Origin of the sequence: Gilliamella sp. Bif1-4 (genome assembly GCF_001690535.1) — a bacterium.
GTDB lineage: Bacteria > Pseudomonadota > Gammaproteobacteria > Enterobacterales > Orbaceae > Gilliamella > Gilliamella bombi.
Map to the genome: position 1 here is coordinate 41,390 of NZ_LZHC01000024.1, position 20,211 is coordinate 61,600.

Below are 20,211 nucleotides of genomic sequence, written 5' to 3' on the forward strand. Positions count from 1 at the left end.
TTTAGAAAGACAAGCTTATTAAATAAGCGAATAAACATAAAAATTCAAATAAAACAAAATATTACTTGACAGGTGGAACGAAATGCAGTACCCTTTTAGGCACAAGGCACAAGGCACAAGCACTGGCAAACCTATGTCTTAAATTTATCAAATAATCCTATTCGACAAGTTTTTACTCGAAACTTATTTATATCTTCGAAATTATCGCTCAAATCACCTAAATCACCTAAAACAGCTTTGCTAGTATTAGCATTGTTATTATTGTCATCTTCATCGAATTTACAGGCATTGAATGGTAAAAAAGCTCGAGCAGGTAATCGTAGTGATGCAATAGTAATACCGTCGCCAGTTATCGATTATGTAAGGCCGAATCTATTTTCGGGTGATGACAAATTTGCAGGCCCAGTTGACATATGGAATCCTGATAAGGGCTTCCTAGTTCAATCAATCAATCCTGAATCATACAACCTCAATTTTCCAACTACAGGAGCGCATAATTTATATTTTGATTTACTCATAAGTGAAGTAGATATAAATGAATTGAAATGGGAACCAGTCACGCATGAGGGAATTACTGCAACAGTGACAAATGTTGTACCTAATGACTATTGGATTCCTTGGGAGGATTTTGCAAAAGTTGTCGCCCGTGTTAAGTTAACAGGTCCAGAGGCAAGAACTCAAAGGAATAATCCTAAACCTAGTCAAATAGCTAAGCCAGAGTTACCGCAGACGTTTGAGTTAGTGGGTAGAGATAGATATGGCATTGAGGTAGTAAAATATGGATTTGTGTTGAGACAGTGGTTCGTCAATCGGGGTGGTCAATATGAACCTTATAGTGACCAGTTAGCATGGTGTAATAGTTTGGGGTATAGAATGCCACGGGTAAGGGATTTAACCAATGCGAAGTGTGGTGTAAATTTTAATTTCCCATGTATAAATGGCGTAGATGGCGCCACGCCGTCGTCAGTACATCGTGAATACCAACGTCAAATAGGCGCTGGCTTTTTCACGGAGTGGGGCTACATGCACTACTACCGTGATGCGGGCTTCGTCCCCTACAACTACTGGACGAGCGACGCAGTAGGTAGCTTCCAGTTCGATGTCTACTCGTACAGCGGCCTCGTCGGCAACGCCTTTGTCAGCAGCTCCCGCTATGGCCTTTGCACCGCACCTTAGCTTTTAGCGTTTAGTTCTTAATCCTTAGGGCGCGGAAGGGGGTTACGGTGCTTGAGAGGATAATATAACAAAGAATAAAGCCCCCGCGTAAGTTGGGGCGCTGAGCAGGCAAAGTCTGCGAGCCTTGCGCTTTAATGGCAGAAAATCAAAATAGCACCCCGACCGATACGACTTAAAAGCTTGCGCTTTTGTTATTAACTGACTGTTATTAACTGGCTGTTATTAACAAGTTATTATTAAATAACTATTATCAAATAACAAAAGCGCTTTTATTAAAAAGCCAAATTCAACGTAATAAAAAACTAGCCTATAAATGTTTGATTTTATTTAGAAACGCAAATAAAAACTCCAATAAAATCAATGGTCTACCTGAACGATTTTAGAGCAAAAAACACACTTATAGCACCACAATGCTAATATGCTTGCCTTATCACAGCATCAAAATATGCCGATAACGAAATAAAGCTAGCACACCAAACTGAGCTGTTGGGCGTGTTTGTGTTTTAGATGTTATCAGCAATATTAATTATTCCGCAAAAATCAAAAAGTCCTAAAGCTAACACCCTATTTTAATTAAAAAATTTACTTATCTCTAAAGCCAATCGTTTTCATCTTTACATTTCTTTACAAAAAAGTCCGCCAAAAAACTAGCCAACTATTTTTTAAACATTCGATTATCAATGTTTAATTGTTTCATTCTGTCAATCCAAGTCCAACGGATGTAATATTTATGTATGCCACCGTTAACTACATTCTGGCTCAAGTCCTGCCCTTGCCATAAATATTTTTTGAACGATAAAGAGAGATACCATTATCCTTAATTTTTTGATATAATTTATATAGATATAAGTAAACTATTCCTCAACCTTGATAGTATAAATTTTTTTAAACTGACTAGCTGGACAACGCATAGTTACATAAGTAGTTCCTGTAAATTCTATACTAATTGTTCCGTTCACTTTAGGCGTTCCTTTTATGGTGAAATCATTATATGAATTATTCCAATCAAAATAGGATGGAGATAGCTCAAGCCCTGAATTTTTAGGTTTAATATGATAGGAATCACTGCGAACTACACCAACATTAATATTTATTTCAGCATAATAAGGTTTACCAAAAGCGGCATTGGGTAAAGATTTTGGTAGCACTTCAATTTTTTGCCTACAAAAACATCCCATAAGCGAAAAAACTAAAAATAAGTTAATAATTAAAATTAAATAATATCGTGATCTTTTCATATAATTTATCTAGATATAAGTAAACTATTCCTCAACATTGATAGTATAAGTTTTTTCAAACTCGCTACCTGGACACATTGTTCCAAGAGTACCACCATTAAATTTAATAATAATTGTTCCGTTCACTTTAGGTGTTCCTTTTATGGTAAGATTATTATATGAATTACGCATATCGAAATAGGATGGTGATAGCTCAAGCCCTGAATTTTCAGGTTCAATATGATAGAAAAAAAGATCATTTGGAACTATACCGCCATTAATATTTATTTCAGCATAATAAGGTTTACCGAAAAAGGCATTGGGTAAAGATTTTGGTAGTACTTCAATTTTTTGTCTACAAAAACATCCCATAAGTGAAAAAACTAAAAATAAGTTAATAATTAAAATTAAATAATATCGTGATCTTTTCATATAATTTATTGAGATTAATTGAATTTTTATTAAAAATAAGTGTTTTTTAAACACTTTACCCTTTATGTTATTGCCATATATTTTTTATTTAAGGAATTTTACTTACCACCATAGCCGCGAAGGAGTATTGCATAACTTCTCCCAAAGTTCTACCTGAAGCCAACTGGTTGTATACCTTGCCCCATGAAAATAGTTCAAGCTGAACCTTTTCAGTTATTGCTGTTTGTTCTGTTATTTCCAGACCATTGTGTAATTTTAATTTATCTGTCCAAACGATCCAGTGATCTGGATAGGCTCAGCTTGGTTTACTAACCAACATTGCAATAATCGGTCACGATAAGCTGGTGCATAGATTTCGCGTAGCTTTGGGTCGCAAACGGCAAAACGTGTATAGGTGCTTGGTTGGTACTTTTGGTTTAGTACATCGCTTGCTAACTCGTTACAGAGTTCAGCAATGTTAAATAGTGATAACGATTTTTGTAAACTTTGTGCGGTTTGTGTGGCTGCATTTAATAATTGTTTTGTGAGGTTATTATGCATGATGAATTGCTCAACACTGTTAAATCAACTTTTGTTCAACCTAAAATATTTAATGATTTAGTGACATTATACCAATGCTATTGGCAAACGCATTGTCATTTACCTAAATCGTTTAAATTTACCACCGGCGAAGCGATTTTAACCGAGCTTACAGGGGCAATACGCTTTGCGGTATTGTCTAATATCGTTGACCGAGATAACATCGAAGAATGTCAATCAGCCGTTAAACAGTTACAACTTATTCGTGCTTCGTTAGATGTGATTAAAGGGTTGTTGTGTGTGGGTTGGAAGATGAAAATGATTTCGCACGGTGCTTTTGCTTCATTCAACCAATCCATCGACAACATCCAAAAACAGACTACTGGCTGGCAACGTTGGTTTATGGCGCAGGTGGATGATGAGGATTGGGGTCAAGTTAAATAAGTATTTTTAACTTACATCAAGAACAACATTTTGAATGCTTTAGGTTTTGGTGGTAAATAGCACTATTGAAAAAATAGGAGTAAAACATAAATAAAATCAATAGTCTATCGGAGCGATTTTATGCCTTTAAAAAGCACCTACCCCATCAACCAAAACTAACCCTATCAATAACGTGCCTTATGGTATCAATACTGTTTTTTGATATATTCGCTAAGTTTGATGGATTTGTTGGATCTTTTTAGCCAAACATAATAACCCGATTTTAATTTGAATAGATTTAAATAATTCGTAATTCTTTTAGTGATAATTTTATAAACGCATAAAAAATAGGCGCAAAAATTAAACCAATCACACCAAAAAGAGTTTCTAAAAATAGCATCGCAATTAGTAATTCACAGATACCAGCATGGATTTTTGTTCCGACAATTTTAGCATTAAGTACATATTCCATTTTATGGATTAAAATTAAATAAACAATAATTATTATTGAAACAGAAAATGATACGGTAAATGCGACAAAAAAGATTATTGTATTGACAATCAGGTTTCCAATAATTGGAATTAGACCAAAAATAAATGTTGCTAGCACTAAACTTTTACTAAATGGTAAATGAATACCAAACACGGGCAGAATAATAAATAGTAAAATCGCCGTCATTACGGTATTAAATAATGCAATCACAACTTGAGAGATAGCTACATATTGGAAAACCACTACTAATCGGTTTAGGCTAGTTTTCAAGGCTTTAGTCAATGGCCTTTGTGTAATTTGATTATGATCAGCGTTGCGTTGATTTTCTTTATAACCCAGAATTAATCCAATGATCATTCCTACAATTAATATAATTAGATCATGAAACACTTTTTTAATAATAGATTGTAGATAAAACACATGATCTTTAAGGTAAGTCATTATAGTTGATTTAACTTCATCTAGATCATCAGGTAAATAATGGGTAATACTTGTTGGTAGACTGCTGATTACATTGTTGACCAGTAATTTCAAATTTGTTAATGTTTCGGTTGGATGCTTGGCCATATCAACAAACCAAGCAAATAAATACCAAAAGCCACCAATAAAAATGCCAATAATTAAAGTTGTAAGTACCAATACCGAAATTAATTTTGACCTATGGCTAAAACGGATCATTTTTCGTGATAAAAAATCATCTAATTTTTGAGTTAATGTATAGGTTAATAAGCCTGCAATTACTGCTGGCATTAAATGCACTTGCATTAAGATAATGAAACTAACCGAGAACAGTGTAAGACAAAATATGCCTAATTTTTGATTGCTATTAAGTAACATTATTGATTTATTTCCTTTAATAATTAATGCAATATATTGAGTGGGTATATAGCGTAAAAGATAGTTAAAATTGTAACAAATACTCAATTATTTGTCTGCTTGTTATTATACTTGCTAAATAAGGTGAGCTTTACAATGTGTTTTTTGTAGTGATAAAAATAAGTGAATGGAGTTTGTCATATAAACGCTAAGGTATAACGGTGTATAGAAAACAATTGCTTTGTATTGGATTAATAAAACCTGACTCACCAAATTTAGCTGGCTTGACAATAAAATTGAGTGAATCATTATTATACAACATTGTATGTTTGCCATATTCAAGCGTATAATTAACACCATATCTTGCGGGAATGGTTAGTTCACTACCATCAATGGTCAATTTTGTTTCATTAGCGGCAGGATTGTCAATTCAACGTTCGATAGAGCTAGGTTTAAAACATCCTACAAGTGTTAAACTGCAAATTAATAGTAAATAATAAATTATATCGGATCAAATTGGTGATAAAAATTGTCACTTTCGCTTTTTATTTATTCAAAATGATATTGAAAAGAGAGGTTTTTATGAAATTTATAGTCGATAATATGAGTTGTCAACATTGTGTTAAAACAATAACTAAAGCAATCAATGATATTGATCCAAAAGCAAAAGTAACCGTTGATTTGGCCAAACATGAGGTTGATATCGAAAATAGTACTATTTCGCAAGAAGCCGTTATTGTGGCGATTGATAAAGCTGGCTTCCAGTTTGTTGGTGTTGCTTTTGGTTAGTTTTGATAAGATTTTTTGGGCATGAAATCCTTAAACTATCTGATTTGATTATTGTTTTTATATGAAATTTAAACACTAAAAACACCTAAAATTTAAATAAAATCAATCAATCTTCTGTTTTTTTACGAATTTTGATGAAAAATTTATTATTGTCGGCTTATTACCACCAACGGTAAAAATGGTGTGTAGGTCCAATTCCTTTCCCTATATTTAAATCGTTAGCATGACTAATTGCGCCGTGTAGATAATTTTTGGCTTGGGCTATTGCATCTGGCAAGCTGTTTTTAGGTAATAATGCGGCAATCGCTGCGGATAATGTGCAACCTGTGCCGTGGGTGTTTTTTGTTTGAATGCGTGGGGCGGTTATTTTAACTGTGTTATTTTGAGTGATTAAATAATCAGGGCTTTCATTGCTGGGCAAATGTCCTCCTTTCATTAATACCGCTTTACAGCCTAACTTGAGTAATTCATGCCCTTGCTTTTGCATTTCATCTTCGGTTTTAGCTTCATCACAATCAAGTAGCGCGGCTGCTTCAGGTAGATTGGGAGTGATAATTGTGGCTAAGGGTAATAAAAGCTCACGAATAGCTGTTACGGCATCAGACTTTAAAAGGGGATGTCCACCTTTAGCAACCATTACAGTATCTAACACGATAGTAGGAATAGGGTTTGTTTTAAGAAGGTGGTGAACGGTTGCGACTATTTCTTTATTCATTAGCATACCCATTTTTACGCTATCAATTTCAATATCTTGATAAAGTGTATTAAATTGGGCTTCAATAAATTCGGGCGATATAGCTAATACCGCATCAACCCCTTGAGTGCTTTGTGCTGTTAGGGCAGTGATAATTGACATACCATATGCACCAAGTGCAGAAAAAGTTTTTAAATCGGCTTGAATACCAGCACCACCACTAGGATCAGATCCTGCAATGGTTAATGCAATTGTTGTCATGATAGTGTTTCCTATTTAGCTTGTTTGATTTTGTTGATAAGCGATAATGTTGCTTGTTGAATATCTTTTTTGCCACAGATAGCCGAAACCACTGCAACACCGTCAATGCCCGTTTTAATAATGTTAGTTATATTGCTTTCATCAATACCACCAATGGCAACAGCTGGGCACTGTTTTAGTTTGACTAATTCAGTTAATTGTTCAGTTCCTATTGCTACCGTTGCATTTTTTTTGGTTATGGTTGGGAAGATAGGTCCTATGCCAATATAATTAACCTTCTGCCAAGAAACTGCTTCAAGTTGTTGTTGGTTAGTTACCGAAAGGCCTAACCATTTATCTTTGCCGATAAGTTGTCGAGCTACATCAACAGGCAAATCACTTTGTCCAATATGGACACCATCGGCATCAACCGCTAAAGCAATATCTACATGATCATTAATAAATAGTGGAACAGAGGTGTCGCTTAATGCTTCTTTCAATGCTAAGGCAGCGTAGTACCAATCTTTACCGCTAAACTCACGTTCGGATCTTAACTGTATTGCAGTCACACCATTTGAAACAGCAATTTTGGTGGTGTTTACCATGCCATTAATGCCGCCGCATAATAATGGATCAAGGACTAAATAGAGGGTTAAATCCAGTTGTTTTTTCATCTGATTTCCTTATTAAAGCGATGGATTAAATGTTGAGAGTTGATCTAATAGTGATATCGAGAAAGTCCCCAGTCCTTGTTGTTTATTAGCTAGCTCACCAGCTTTTTTCATCATAAAACATGCACAGGCAGTGGCTGATAATGGGTCAGGCGAATTAACTATGAAAGCCGCTACCATTGCAGATAATGAGCATCCTGTACCTGTTACTTTTGTTAAAGCAATATCACCACCAGTTATACTATATGTGCTGTTTCCGTTAGTTATATAGTCAACATCGCCTGTCATTGCGACAATAGTTTGATATTTTTGCGCAAACTCTTGGGCAGCGTTTAAAGCTGATTGAGTTGTGTCTTGACCGTCGGGGCCTTTTGAGAAAGATTTTTGACCATTTAGTGCTAATATTTCTGAAGCATTACCTCGTATTACTGTGGGATTAAATGATAATAATTGATGTGCAATTTCAGTTCGATAATTAAGTGCAGCTCCTACAGCAACAGGATCGAGTACCCATGGAGTTTGTGTTTGCTGTGCCTTGTCGGCCGCTAATAGCATACTTTGGGCTGTGTTGCTGTGAATAGTACCAATATTAATCAGTAAGCTATCGGCAATGTTGACAAATTCAGCAACTTCTTGTTCGGCAATCACCATTGCTGGAGAGGCACCAATAGCAAGTAGCACATTAGCGGTAAAATTTTGGACTACATCATTAGTAATGCAATGCACAAGTGGGCGTTGTTGTTTTATATGATTGATAAAAGGAGCAGTTTGGGTAATTTGGAATGATTTGGTTACTGACATATTTCTTCCTTTCTTACTGATTTATTAGTTCTATAAATGTCGGGAAGAATTTGCCAGTTTAAGGCTTTTATGGCTTAGACTTCCCTACGCTGGTATAATCCAGATCAGGTTCAACGGGTGAAATCTCAGTTTTTTGTTTAGACAAAAAACACCCCGAGTCAAAATGATTTTTTATTATGAACTGATTATTTGTTTTTAACAAGCTATTGTAATAATCTTTCAATATCGGTAATTGCTTTTCTATCTGGTAAGAAGATGATTAGATGATCATTGTCTTCAATGGTTAAATCAGTATTAACGATAATAACATCTTCTCCACGCACTACAGCTCCGATGGTTGCACCCGATGGGAGTTTTAGACCATTAATATTTTTGCCAACCAGTCTTGATGTTTCACTATTACCATTGGCAATAATTTCGACAATTTCGGATTCCCCTTGTCTTAATGAAACAACTTTAACAACCCCAGTTTGTCTAACATGGCTTAATAGCTCAGATATTGTGGCGTGTTGTGGAGAAATCGCAATATCAATCACACTATCATTAATTAGTTCAAGGTAGGCTTGGCGTTGAATTAGTACAATTACTTTTTTTGCTCCCATTCTTTTGGCTAACATGGAGGACATGATATTGGATTCATCATCACTGGTAACAGCAATAAATAGATCAGTAAGTTCAACTTGTTCTTGTGAGAGTAATTCCTGATCCGATGATTCACCATGTAATACTGTTGTATTAACGAGTTGCTCGGCAATTAATTCGGCTCGTTCGGCATTCCGCTCTATTAATTTGACTTGATAGTCATTTTCTAAACGTTTTGCTAGAGCGACAGCTACACCACCACCGCCGCTGATAATTATTCGTTTATATGGTTTTTCTAACCGTTGTAACTCACTGGTCACTGCTTTGATATTAACGGGTGGAGTTATAAAGTAGACCATATCGCCTGCTTCGATAAGTGTTGAACTAAGCGGGCGGATAAAACGATTTTTACGGTAAATAGCAACTACTCGAGCTTCAACATGTGGTAAATGTTCTTTGAGTTCTGATAATTCACTACCCACTAAAGCACCGCCATAATAAGCGGTAACGGCAACCAAACAGACACGATTGTCGTAAAAAGATGCAAATTGTAGCGAACCAGGATATTGTACTAATTGACTAATATGGTTGGTGATAAGATTTTCTGGAGCAATGATATGATTGATATTAATACAATCTTTATTGAAAAGAGGGTAGTTTTCGTTATTGTATTCAGGTGATCTAATGCGCGCAACTTTTTGTGGAATATTAAACATGACATGCCCAATTTGGCAGGCCATCATGTTGACTTCATCAGAGTTAGTTACAGCAACAAGCATATCAGCTGATTCAGCACCTGCACTTTCTAAAACTTGTGGGTAAGATGATTTTCCGCAAATCACCTGTAAATCAAAACGTTCTTGTAGTGATTGTAATTTATCATAATTTTCATCAATCACCGTGACATCGTTTTGTTTTTCAGTAACAAGATATTCAGCAAGCGCACTACCTGTTTGTCCTGCACCAAGAATAATAATCTTCATAACTAACCTGTATATTTAAATGGCTTTAATTGTTACCCATTTTCCTTGTATATTAAAGCCATTGCATACTGTTTTATTTTTAGTAACAATCAGTTATTAATTTTTCAATTATACAAAACCGATTGCATCATAAACTTTTTTCAAAGTGGGTTCGGCTTTTGAGCGTGCTTTTTCTGCCCCTTCTTGCATTATTGAAATTAGATAACTCTCATCATCTCGATACTGATGATACTTTGCTTGAAGTGTAGTTAGCATATCAATGACTTGTGTTGCTACTTCGGTTTTAAGATGGCCATACATTTTGCCTTCGAACTCTTTTTCAAGTTCGCTGATAGGTTTACCTGTCACGACAGTTAAAATGTCAAGTAGGTTTGAAACACCAGCTTTATTTTTTAGATCGTAACGTACCACAGGTGGCTCATCTGAATCGGTCATTGCACGTTTTATTTTTTTCTCGATATCTTTTGGATTTTCGAGTAAACCAATTACGTTATTGCGATTTTCGTCTGATTTAGACATTTTTTTAGCAGGTTCTTGTAGTGACATGACGCGAGCTCCCACTTTCGAAATAAAGGGCTCAGGAATAGTAAATATATCACCATAAAGTGCATTAAATCGCATAGCAATGTCGCGTGATAGTTCAAGATGTTGTTTTTGATCGTCACCTACTGGTACTAAGTTTGCTTGATAAAGCAAAATATCCGCAGCCATCAGTACAGGGTAATCAAACAATCCCGCATTGATGTTTTCAGAATGACGAGATGATTTATCTTTAAATTGAGTCATACGGCTAAGTTCACCAAAATAGGTGTAACAGTTTAATGCCCAGCCGAGTTCTGCATGCGCAGGCACTTGTGATTGTACAAAAATGGTACTTTTTTGCGGATCAATACCACAAGCTAAATATAGGGCGAGTGTGTCTAATGTGGCTTTACGTAATTTGTTCGGATCTTGGCGTACGGTAATTGCGTGTTGATTGACGATGCAATAAATGCAATCATATTCGCCTTGCAGAGCCACCCAATTTTTTAAAGCACCTAAGTAGTTGCCAAGTGTTAGTTCTCCTGATGGCTGAGCGCCACTAAATACAATCGGTTTGCTCATAATTTATTCCTAATCTATGCGAATTATTTTTTTGCCTCAGTTTTTGGTTGAGGTAATAATGTTAATATATCTTTAAAATCATCTAGTAAAAAGTCAGGGTTGCTAGTGGCGATCGATATGCCATAGTTATAACCATAGCTTAATGCAACAGTTGGGCAGTTAGCATTTTGGGCTGCAGTAATATCATTTTTTGAATCACCAACAAAAAGTAACTGATCACAAAACAATCCAAATTTAGCCATTACTTGATATAAAGGGGCTGGGTGTGGTTTTAATTTAATCACATCCCCGCCACCAAGCACTAATGAAAAGTACTCTTTTATGCCTAAAGAAGTCAGCAAAGCAGGCAAAAATTGTGCGGGTTTATTGGTTACTAATGCTAGTGGATAATTATTATCGTGAAGTACTTTTAAGGTCTCTTTAACGTTGGGAAATAGCTTTGTTTCTGCATCGATGACTTTATCATAGTGCTGATTAAATAGCTCTTTAGCTTTGGCAAATAATTCTGTTGATGGATCGACTTCAATTGCTTTGAATACTCGTTCTAGCATAATATCAATACCATTGCCTACAAAATTTTTGATTTGTTCGTTGCTGATTGTAGGTAGATTCAAGTCCGCTAACATATTTTGTGTCGCTAATGCTAGTCCTGGTACGCTGTCAACTAATGTACCATCTAAATCAAAAGCTACTGCTTGAATATTTTCTAGTTTATTCATGTTCAACTCCTGCTAATTCTTTACGCATGGCGTCAATAACTGTTTTATAATCGGGTTGGCTAAATATCGCTGAGCCAGCAACAAACATATCGGCGCCAGCTCTAGCTATTTCGGCAATATTGTCAATCTTTACACCGCCATCAATTTCTAAACGAATATTGCGTCCAGATTCAATAATGCGCTGTTTAGCTTGTTGTAATTTCTTAATTGTTGAAGGTATAAAAGATTGACCTCCAAAACCTGGGTTAACACTCATTAATAAAATAATATCAATTTTATCCATGACGTAATCTAAATAATCAAGCGGTGTAGCTGGATTAAATACAATACCAGCTGTGCAGCCATGATCTTTAATTAACTGTAATGAACGATCCAAATGGACAGTAGCTTCTGGATGGATAGATATATTGGTTGCACCAGCTTTGGCAAATGAGGTAATTATCTCTTCAACAGGTGATACCATCAAATGCACATCAATGGGAGCCTTAATACCATAGTTTCGTAAAGCTTTACAAAACATTGCTCCCATTGTGAGATTAGGTACAAAATGGTTGTCCATGACATCAAAATGTATTACATCAGCTCCTGCATCTAGCACTTTTTGTGTATCTTCACCAAGGCGAGCGAAATCAGCCGATAATATTGATGGAGCAATAATGTATTCTTTCATAACTTACCTCTAATAACTTGCCTTATATTTAGCTATTTAAGACTTTTTGTATAATGCTAAAATCTCGTCAATTTTTTTTCTTCCTTTACCAGCACAGCTAATTGAACGTCTCATTTCTGTTCGATAGAGTTTGCTTGCATTATTATAAAGGTTCATTGTGTAATCAGTATAATGATTAGATACAAGCACGGGTATGTTTTTTTTATACGCCATAGTTTCAGCTAATTCTGACAAGTTTTTGTGCTCTTCAAATCCAAATATATTTGAGTAATAAGCCGTAAATCCAGCTGTTTCATTTGGGGGTATATAGGGTGGATCACAATAAATTACTGAATTTTTTGCCGCTGTTTTCATTACTTCGTGGTAAGGTGCGCAAATAAATTGTGCTTTTTGAGCTTTTTCTGCAAAAAAGTAAAGTTCTTTTTCAGGAAAATAAATTGTCTTATAACGTCCAAATGGTACGTTGAATAGTCCATTGTTGTTATAACGACATAAGCCGTTATAACAATGTCGATTTAAATAGACAAATAAAAGCGATCTGATGTACTGATCTTTACTTCCATTAAATACATCACGCAATTGATAAAACGCATCTGAGTGATTATTTTGAGCAACAAATAGTAATCTAAGGTCACGGATAAATTGATCTGGACTTGATTTTAATAATGTAAATAATGAAATTAAGTCATGGTTGATATCCGCTAAGATATAACTTTTATAGTTAGTATTTAAAAAAACAGAACCAGCTCCAACAAAAGGTTCTATTAGCTGATCGCCCTCTGGTAGATACCGTTTAATTGTCTCCACAAGCTCATATTTTCCTCCAGCCCATTTTAAAAAGGCTCGTTGCTTCTTCAACGGATACTCCTATTTGTCGTTGATCGGATAAATAAACGATATCCTTGGTTATTTTGCTACTTTTTCTTTATTAATCATTGCACCAGATTTAACCCATGGCTTGTCTTTCTGTAGTGCATTTGGCAAAGACTTGATTGCTTTATGTGCCTCATCAACTGATGAATAGTTGCCTTTTGTTAAAATAAACAATGAACCAGATTTATGTTTGGTTTCATAAATATGGTAATCTGTTATATTGTTTTGTTTTACAAATTTTTTTAGACCTTCAAGCGATTTAGATGCACTAAGCTGAATGACATAATGATCATTTTTTATCTTAATATTTTTCCCTAAATCATTGTTTTCATTTTTACGATTAACAGAGTTAGGGGTATTTTTTTTCGTATTGTTTTTATTCGTTTTAGCCCTACCGTTAGATGTTGTCGTAGAATGATGATTTGCTTTAGAATCCACATTTGAGTCATCTATTGATAGGTTTAAGTCATCACTTGAATCTGAAAAGGATTCAAGTTGCTGTTGTTGTGTATTAAATTTATTTAATGTACTGTCTGATGTATCTGTCACCAGTTCAGTACTTTTAGGTTGATTTCCACTAATTCCAACACTATTTTGTTCATCAGTGATTGTATTATTGTTTTCTTCTGCTGAAGTCACCCCATTAACTACTGGCGGTGTTAATGGGGTGACTTCTTTTTTACGAGAAGAATGAAAAATAATCAAACTAAGCACTAAAAGAATAATAATTGCTGAACCCAAAATAATTAATTTTTTCTTTGGAAGATCTTGAAGAAAACTAAGTAATCTGAATGAATGCGTAGAATCCTTATTGGGTTGTTCTGATATATAACGGTCATCTTTATCTACACGCATACTTACTCCTTAATCTATCAAAAAATTTATTACTTAATGATTAGCTATTATTTCTAAAATAAACAACTTAAATTTTCTCTATTTTATCAATAATATAATTAGCAACACCTTTGGCGCTTTGTTCATCGGTTTTAATTGTAATATCAGCAATTTCTTCGTAAAGTGGTTCGCGCTCTCCAGCTAGCTCTTCGTAAAGCTCACGTGTTGTGTTGCTACCTTGTAATAATGGTCGGCGTTTATCTTTTTGCGTTCTTGCCATCTGTTTTTCAATGGTTGTTTCAAGATAGATAACAATTCCACGAGCGGATAATCTATTGCGAGTCTCTTTAGATAAGACAGAACCTCCACCAGTAGCAAGAACTACGCCTTGTTTTTCAGTCAATTCGTTAATGACTTTTTCTTCTCTGGCACGGAATCCCTCTTCTCCTTCTAGGTCAAAAATCCATGCAATATCGGCTCCAGTACGTTTTTCAATCTCTTGATCTGAGTCAAAAAAATCCATGCCTAACTGTTGTGCAATTTGTCGGCCTATAGTGCTTTTTCCTGCCCCCATTGGGCCAATTAGAAAGATATTTCGCTTTTCTGCCATTGTTGTTTCATCATCTATTAATTTTGGTTAAAATATACAACACAATGTCAACTTGCTTTGATTTATATGATCATGCGCTTTATCATTGTGTAACTTTTCTTGGATCTCCGTCTAACGACAAAAATTTAGGTCGGTAATTATCTCAATAGATAGTACCTTTTGGCAATAGGTATTTACCAATACTTTTAGCTAATACCTGCTTGATGCAAATCATGGATGTTTAAAACACCTACTAATTCACCGTTGTTATTAACAACCGGAGCGGCAGTAATATTATGATCAGTGAATAATTTTAGTGCTTCGACAGCCTTCCAACTTTCAGGAATTCGATGTCCTAAGCTGGTCATAACGTCCATAATGTTATCTTGTAATGTACCATTTTTTAATAATAAGCGACGTAAATCACCATCGGTAAATACACCAACTATTTTATTATTATCTTGGCAGATTGCAACTAGCCCTACGCCTGTACGGCTTAATTCTAGCATGGCATCAAATACGGTTGCAGTTTGTGGTATTTTAGGAACACGATCACCTATTCGCATCACATCTTTGACATGATTGAGTAATTTTGCACCTAAGCTACCCGCAGGATGGGATCGTGCAAAATCTTCTTCTTTAAAGCCTCGTGCGCGCATTACTGCAATCGCTAGCGCATCCCCCATTAATAATGTATTAGTTGAACTAGATGTTGGCGCAAGTCCCATAGGACAAGCTTCTTTTTCAATTGAAATATCAAGAATTGCTTGGGCTGATCTAGCAAGTGGTGAATCCAACCCTCCAGTGATAGCAATAACAGGTACCTGCATTTCGGTAATAATAGGTAAAATTAAATTAAATTCCTTAGCTCGACCTGAGTATGAAATTAATATGGCTACGTCGTTTTGAGTTATCATTCCTAAATCGCCATGCAGGGCTTCCGATGGATGCATAAAAAAAGCAGGACTTCCTGTACTAGCTAACGAAGCGGCAATCTTTTTCCCTATATGTCCAGATTTTCCAATACCCGAAACAACGACTTTACCTTTGGTGGTTAAAATAAGTTGACATGCGTTAACAAAATCTTTGCCAAGTCGATTCGGTAATTTTTGTGCTTCGTGTATCTCTAATTCAAGAAGCTCTCGACCATATTGTAATAATTTATCCATTTAATTAGCCTATTGAATAAAATGTGTTATCAGTGCATTTATAATCGGAAATTAAGGACAAGACGATTATAAAAGATGAACAGGTTTTAGTTTAACAATTAATGTTTAAATATTCAAAAAAGTATGCATTTTAGCCTTAATATTTACTAGTTACTTTTTAATAATCTAAAAACCTAGGGCGACTTTAATTCCTAGTGTAATTAAAATGACTCCTAGTAATTTATCAATTATAAATTGAATTTTAAAGTAACGTCGTTGTACGCTTTGCCTTTGAAAAATAAATACGACAAAAGGCCACCAAAAAACACCTTCAATCCAAATAATAAATGCAACGATGAGCTTATCAAGTGTTGATGATTCAGCGTTAAGCACTTGAGTAAAGATAGCTAAAAAAAATAACGTTGCTTTAGGATTAAGTAAATTACATAAAAAACCTTGCATAAAGGCTGATTTTTTTGAAATTGGCTGCATGAGTTGTGGCTTACCAATATAGGTGGTATTTGGTTTTTGAGCGAGTAGTGCCTTTATACCAAGCCATATTAAGTAAGTGGCACCGGCATAGCGTAAGGCGTTATAAAGTAGTGGAGTGGTGGTGATAAGTACTGCAATGCCCGCAATACAATAGCTCATATGAACTAAGATGGCGATGATGACGCCTAGACAAGTGAGCAATGCCATCTTGCGGTTATAGCTTAAGCTATTTTTTAACACCAAAAAGAAATCAGGCCCAGGTGAAATCATACCTAAAAAGCTGATTGTAGAGACAAAAATTAATGTATCAAACGTCATTTTTCGTGCCTATTTAAATACTTGTGCTGAATTATTGAGCGTTGCAATATTAGATTTATTTTGTTCAATAAACTGTTTTTTATCGAAATTAGGTTCAGTTAAATAGTCAGTCAAAAATTTAGCGTTAGTTTTGACTTGGGCTCCATTTAAAATTAAACGAGGTAAGTCAATCTGATAAATAGTCTGCTCAGTGTTTTTTTGTAGATCTTGCGTATGTGCATTTGTTAATAAATAAAGTTTGCGTTCTTTTTCTGAAAGACGGTTGATTGTTGGTGTGCCTGCTCCCATCATTAAATGATCTGGAAAAATATAAAATACAGTATCTTCTAATACACCTTCGTCTTTTAGATGTTGGATAAAAATTCCCAAATTATGATCTAGTGAAGCAGCAACGAAAGACATATTATCTGATTTTGGTGAAATAACCGATTTCATTCTTTCATCATCAAAACCATTTGGGGCATGAGTTGAAACAGTAGAAATAAACAAAGCAAAAGGTTTTTTTGTTTTGCGCATTTCAGTAATTTGTTTTTGTGCTACATCAAAAATGTCCTTGTCATACAACCCAAAAGGTGCTGGTGGATATTGACCAACATAGTTTTTTTCAGAAATGACTTGCATACCAAACAGTTCTGCTGTGTGACCAATACCAGCAAAATCAGGGCTAGCCATTACATAACGGGTTTGATAGCCTGCTTGATTAAGTATATCGCCTAGGCTAACTAGATTGGTCTTTTCTGCGCGCATTAGTGGTGATGTTGTGTAGCCACCAATTAGAAAGGGCATACCGGTCATATAAGTGTACATTGATGCGGTAGTCCAAGAACTTCCTGGACTCATGGGCATATTAGCAAAAAAGGTATAATCTTGGCGAAGTTGTTGTAAATTAGGGGTAATATCCTCAAAATCGAAAAAGCCTTGTTCAAATGATTCTAAAGATAAAACAATAATATTTTTACCTTGATAGCTAACAAGCTGATCTTTATTGGTATAGTGAGTCATGTTAAGTGATTGTAACGCCTGCTCAAATGGCTCACGAGGTGCGCTTGTAACTTGATAGATTTCGTATAATCGACTGAATGGACCATTATGGTAACTGATGGATACTATTGCCACGAAGGCTAGTAACAGACGAAAAACTAAATGACATTTACGCTTGCATAAATCAGCGAGTTTTGATAGCAAAAAAATAAGGGCAAAAAAGACAACGATAACTAAGACTGCTTGTAATTTAAAAATAAATAGCCCTTCGATTATGTCATTAATGTTTAAATTTACATAAAACTGATAATCAATAAAGCCACCACTAAAATAGATAGAAGTTAGCTCCATTACAATAAAGATCGTTAGTAAAGTTATGATTAGCGTTTGCCATTTTTTCTGTCTAAAGAGCGAGGCAGAAACAATTGTAATAATAAAAAGAGGCAAAACAATTAATGTCGATAATGGCATAAGATATTGTTACTCAATATATTCAAAAATCAATTTTGCCTAAGTATATACTTAATGAATAAAAAAATAAAAATATCGGTTGATATTGTTTGATTTGTGGTTTTGAAATTCGAAATTGAGTATGTATTGTATGAATAGTAATTATAGTGTTATAGTACCTTAAATGATAATTGTTATTATTTGTGGTTGATAATTAATTCTATTCGCAATAAGATATCAAGGAATTTATTGCGATAATCTCAGAGGTTGCTATGCCGTGGTTTATACGGAAAATAGTTGTTATTTTATTTGTATATCTGTTTTCATACTCTTTTTGTTATGCCGATATTGCGTTACCTATCCCTCAAACTAAAGATGGAATGAGTTTATTCGAAAGTCTAAAAAAACGATCTTCAACTCCTGGAGGTGGTTTTCCTACTGGTAAAATTTCTGACGACGAACTTTCGACAGTACTTTGGGCTGCAAGTGGTTTAAATCGTGGTAAAACAGGGTGGACGGTGCCGATGGTTAAGGGTAAATCTCCTTATGTGAGAATCTACCTCGCCAGTGAAAAGGGTACTTTTTTATATGAGTGGGAAGGTCATTATTTAAAAGAAATTAATAATAAAGATATTCGTGCTGATATTGGTTTGCAAAGTTTTACAAAGCGAGCAGCCTATTCATTGATTTTTGTGTCGGATGCTAGTGCATTAACCGATATAAATCCAGAACAAATCGCTAACTTTAGTTACACGGCCGTTGGTGCAATGAGTCAAAACGCTTATTTAGTTGCGTCGGCATTAAAATTAAGCGCTCGTTATATTCACTCCATTAAACCAGAAGTTATTAGCCAAGAGCTACAATTACCTGAAGGCAGTAAACCACTAGGTATGCTTTTAATAGGAAAATAAAAGGTAAAGTCAGAATATGAAACGATTTTTAACACTTGCTTTGCTCCTTATTGGAAGTTTAATGGCATTGGTTCCATCATCTTATGCTGCCGAAAAAAAATACGAAAGTTGGAATGCTATTGTTGACGAAATGGATACCATCTTAAATGATGCTTATGATATCTATTTTATGAAAGATGTTGAACGTGCTAAAGCTAGAGTTAATAATGCCTATTTTGGCTTTTATGAAAAGCATGGGGTTGAGCGTGCGGTTATGTCTTATATTTCGGGTAAACGAGGAACCGATACCGAATATCAATTTGCCAAAATTAAACGTTTAATGACCGATGGTGCGTCGAATAAAGTTGTTAGAAATGAAATTGATACTATTTTAAAAATGTTACATGAAGATGCTAACGAACTAGATGGTAAGCAAGAGAGCGGTTGGAGCATTCTGTTAGCTTCGTTTATTATCATTTTTAGGGAAGGGCTGGAAGCGATTTTAGTGATTGCGGCAATTTCAGCTTATTTGGTTCGTTCTGGACATCTTGCCATGGTAAAAGTAGTTTATATGAGCTCACTTGTAGCTATTTTTGCCAGTATTTTAGCTGCAATTGCTCTCTATACTGTGTTTGATATTAGCGGCGCAAATCAAGAAATTATTGAAGGAATTGCTATGCTCTTGGCAACAGTCGTACTATTTTTTATTAGTAATTGGATGTTTTCAAAGGCAGAAGCTGAGGCTTGGAAAAGCTATGTTGAAGAAAAAGTACAAACTGCAGTGTCATCTGGTAGTCGCTTTGCCTTAGGTTTTGCTGCCTTTTTAGCTGTTTTTCGTGAAGGTGCTGAAACGATCTTGTTTTACCAAGCAATGTTAGTTGAAGCTAAAGAACACATGGATATGGTTTGGTATGGGCTAGCTATTGGAACGATAATTCTTGCGATTATTTTTGTCGTTATTCGTTTTGGTACCATGAAATTACCAATTCGCCCATTCTTTATTGGTACTAGTATTTTGATGTATATCATGGCAATAGCTTTTGCCGGTGGTGGAGTAAAAGAATTACAAGAGGCAGATATGATCCCAGTTACCTCTGTTGATTTTATACATTCTGTCGAAGTTTTAGGTATTTATCCAACAGTGGAGACATTAGTTCCACAAATAATTATGGTATTTATTGTAGTAGTTTCTGTCATATATTACAAAGCTAAACATAGTTGTAAAAAGTAATAATTATTAATATTGCTTATTTGCTTAAAATTGCATAAATGCGGATTGAAAAACTGAGTTGTGTTAATACCCAAAA

Annotated in this window: 22 protein-coding genes and 1 riboswitch; of the genes, 5 read left to right on the top strand and 17 right to left on the bottom strand. The window is 35.0% G+C overall.

What is annotated here, in order from left to right:
- The first annotated feature begins 261 nt into the window (after positions 1–261).
- Positions 262–1,176, top strand: a complete 915-nt coding sequence (locus A9G25_RS02950; protein WP_065625670.1) for a hypothetical protein — start codon at positions 262–264, stop codon at positions 1,174–1,176.
- An 854-nt stretch (positions 1,177–2,030) separates the two neighbouring features.
- Here the strand turns inward: A9G25_RS02950 and A9G25_RS02955 are convergent.
- The 3 genes from A9G25_RS02955 to A9G25_RS02965 form a co-directional block, all read right to left on the bottom strand.
- On the bottom strand, positions 2,031–2,414 hold the full coding sequence (locus A9G25_RS02955) for a hypothetical protein (protein WP_065625671.1): 384 nt from the start codon (positions 2,412–2,414) through the stop codon (positions 2,031–2,033).
- 24 nt (positions 2,415–2,438) lie between these two features.
- Positions 2,439–2,879 carry a hypothetical protein gene (locus A9G25_RS02960; protein WP_081297126.1) on the bottom strand — a complete coding sequence of 147 codons (441 nt, stop codon included), beginning with the start codon at positions 2,877–2,879 and terminating at the stop codon, positions 2,439–2,441.
- Positions 2,880–3,080: 201 nt separating this feature from the next.
- Entirely contained in the window at positions 3,081–3,365 is a 285-nt protein-coding gene (locus A9G25_RS02965; protein WP_065625672.1) for a hypothetical protein, read from the bottom strand.
- On the opposite strand from A9G25_RS02965, the gene A9G25_RS02970 reads away from it, so the two are divergent.
- A complete protein-coding gene (locus A9G25_RS02970) occupies positions 3,360–3,788 on the top strand; it encodes a four helix bundle protein (protein ID WP_065625673.1) in 429 nt (142 codons plus the stop codon). The two genes, A9G25_RS02965 and A9G25_RS02970, sit on opposite strands and share 6 nt — an antisense overlap.
- Positions 3,789–4,065: 277 nt before the next feature.
- Here A9G25_RS02970 and A9G25_RS02975 read toward each other — a convergent pair whose 3' ends face one another.
- The gene (locus A9G25_RS02975; RefSeq protein ID WP_065625674.1) at positions 4,066–5,097 is read right to left on the bottom strand and encodes an AI-2E family transporter; all 1,032 of its coding nucleotides are present in this window, start codon (positions 5,095–5,097) and stop codon (positions 4,066–4,068) included.
- A gap of 561 nt (positions 5,098–5,658) precedes the next feature.
- Between A9G25_RS02975 and A9G25_RS02985 the strand changes: the two genes are divergently transcribed.
- A complete protein-coding gene (locus tag A9G25_RS02985; RefSeq protein ID WP_065625676.1) occupies positions 5,659–5,865 on the top strand; it encodes a heavy-metal-associated domain-containing protein in 207 nt (68 codons plus the stop codon).
- Positions 5,866–6,025: 160 nt separating this feature from the next.
- Here the strand turns inward: A9G25_RS02985 and thiD are convergent, their stop codons facing one another.
- From thiD to A9G25_RS03050, 13 genes are all read right to left on the bottom strand, one after another.
- Complete coding sequence (gene thiD, locus A9G25_RS02990; protein WP_065625677.1) at positions 6,026–6,820, bottom strand: bifunctional hydroxymethylpyrimidine kinase/phosphomethylpyrimidine kinase; 795 nt, start codon at positions 6,818–6,820, stop codon at positions 6,026–6,028.
- An 11-nt stretch (positions 6,821–6,831) separates the two neighbouring features.
- On the bottom strand, positions 6,832–7,473 hold the full coding sequence (gene thiE, locus A9G25_RS02995) for a thiamine phosphate synthase (protein ID WP_065625678.1): 642 nt from the start codon (positions 7,471–7,473) through the stop codon (positions 6,832–6,834).
- A 12-nt stretch (positions 7,474–7,485) separates the two neighbouring features.
- Positions 7,486–8,271: a hydroxyethylthiazole kinase gene (gene thiM / locus A9G25_RS03000; RefSeq protein WP_065625679.1), complete on the bottom strand. Its 786-nt coding sequence runs from the start codon at positions 8,269–8,271 to the stop codon at positions 7,486–7,488.
- A gap of 64 nt (positions 8,272–8,335) precedes the next feature.
- A riboswitch (TPP riboswitch) is annotated at positions 8,336–8,437 on the bottom strand.
- A gap of 37 nt (positions 8,438–8,474) precedes the next feature.
- A complete protein-coding gene (trkA, locus tag A9G25_RS03005) occupies positions 8,475–9,836 on the bottom strand; it encodes a Trk system potassium transporter TrkA (protein WP_065625680.1) in 1,362 nt (453 codons plus the stop codon).
- A 108-nt stretch (positions 9,837–9,944) separates the two neighbouring features.
- Positions 9,945–10,940, bottom strand: coding sequence for a tryptophan--tRNA ligase (trpS, locus tag A9G25_RS03010; protein WP_065625681.1), 996 nt, complete (start codon positions 10,938–10,940; stop codon positions 9,945–9,947).
- A gap of 23 nt (positions 10,941–10,963) precedes the next feature.
- A complete protein-coding gene (locus tag A9G25_RS03015) occupies positions 10,964–11,659 on the bottom strand; it encodes a phosphoglycolate phosphatase (RefSeq protein ID WP_065625682.1) in 696 nt (231 codons plus the stop codon).
- Positions 11,652–12,329 (bottom strand): ribulose-phosphate 3-epimerase, encoded by a 678-nt coding sequence (gene rpe / locus A9G25_RS03020; RefSeq protein WP_065625683.1) that lies wholly within the window; start codon positions 12,327–12,329, stop codon positions 11,652–11,654. The genes A9G25_RS03015 and rpe overlap by 8 nt, the downstream gene beginning before the upstream one ends.
- Before the next feature lie 36 nt (positions 12,330–12,365).
- Positions 12,366–13,187, bottom strand: coding sequence for a Dam family site-specific DNA-(adenine-N6)-methyltransferase (locus tag A9G25_RS03025; RefSeq protein WP_065625684.1), 822 nt, complete (start codon positions 13,185–13,187; stop codon positions 12,366–12,368).
- Positions 13,188–13,235: 48 nt separating this feature from the next.
- Positions 13,236–14,057, bottom strand: a complete 822-nt coding sequence (locus tag A9G25_RS03030; protein ID WP_065625685.1) for an SPOR domain-containing protein — start codon at positions 14,055–14,057, stop codon at positions 13,236–13,238.
- A gap of 67 nt (positions 14,058–14,124) precedes the next feature.
- Positions 14,125–14,646 (bottom strand): shikimate kinase AroK, encoded by a 522-nt coding sequence (gene aroK / locus A9G25_RS03035; RefSeq protein WP_065625686.1) that lies wholly within the window; start codon positions 14,644–14,646, stop codon positions 14,125–14,127.
- 185 nt (positions 14,647–14,831) lie between these two features.
- Positions 14,832–15,794, bottom strand: coding sequence for an arabinose-5-phosphate isomerase GutQ (gutQ, locus tag A9G25_RS03040; RefSeq protein WP_065625687.1), 963 nt, complete (start codon positions 15,792–15,794; stop codon positions 14,832–14,834).
- A gap of 165 nt (positions 15,795–15,959) precedes the next feature.
- A complete protein-coding gene (locus A9G25_RS03045) occupies positions 15,960–16,583 on the bottom strand; it encodes a LysE family translocator (RefSeq protein ID WP_065625688.1) in 624 nt (207 codons plus the stop codon).
- Positions 16,584–16,592: 9 nt separating this feature from the next.
- A complete protein-coding gene (locus A9G25_RS03050) occupies positions 16,593–18,035 on the bottom strand; it encodes an LTA synthase family protein (protein ID WP_065625689.1) in 1,443 nt (480 codons plus the stop codon).
- A 251-nt stretch (positions 18,036–18,286) separates the two neighbouring features.
- On the opposite strand from A9G25_RS03050, the gene A9G25_RS03055 reads away from it, so the two are divergent.
- Positions 18,287–18,925: a nitroreductase family protein gene (locus A9G25_RS03055; protein WP_065625690.1), complete on the top strand. Its 639-nt coding sequence runs from the start codon at positions 18,287–18,289 to the stop codon at positions 18,923–18,925.
- 16 nt (positions 18,926–18,941) lie between these two features.
- The gene (locus tag A9G25_RS03060; RefSeq protein WP_065625691.1) at positions 18,942–20,135 is read left to right on the top strand and encodes an FTR1 family iron permease; all 1,194 of its coding nucleotides are present in this window, start codon (positions 18,942–18,944) and stop codon (positions 20,133–20,135) included.
- The last annotated feature ends 76 nt before the right edge of the window (positions 20,136–20,211 follow it).